1 protein-coding gene is annotated in these 294 nt (G+C 74.8%); it reads left to right on the top strand.

Going from position 1 to position 294, the window contains the following annotated elements:
* A partial coding sequence (locus HKX41_11065) for a hypothetical protein (protein ID NNC24671.1) occupies positions 1 to 294 on the top strand: 294 nt, incomplete at both ends.

The raw sequence follows: 294 nt of genomic DNA, 5'->3' as shown, positions 1-294 counted from the left end.
CGCGCCCATGAGCCAGGCCTACCGCACCCGCCACGACCGCAACGCGGCGCTGGCTACCCATCGCCACCGCGAGGCCTACGCGGCGCTGGTGCTGGACGGCGACTACACCGAATCCAGCCTCGACGGCCCGCTGCCGTGCGCGCCGGGGACGCTGGTGCTGCACCCGCCGTTCCACGCCCACGGCGACCGCTTCGGCCGCAGCGGCGCCAGCGCGATCAACCTGGAATTGAGCGCGAGCCTGACTCCGGGGGTGATCGCCGACGCCGGTTTCGCCGCGCGCGCCTGGCGCGTGCA

Source organism: Salifodinibacter halophilus (assembly GCA_012999515.1).
Classification (GTDB): domain Bacteria; phylum Pseudomonadota; class Gammaproteobacteria; order Nevskiales; family Salinisphaeraceae; genus Salifodinibacter; species Salifodinibacter halophilus.
Note: the sequence above shows the minus strand (reverse complement) of the source record. Positions and strands in the feature narration are given on the sequence as shown.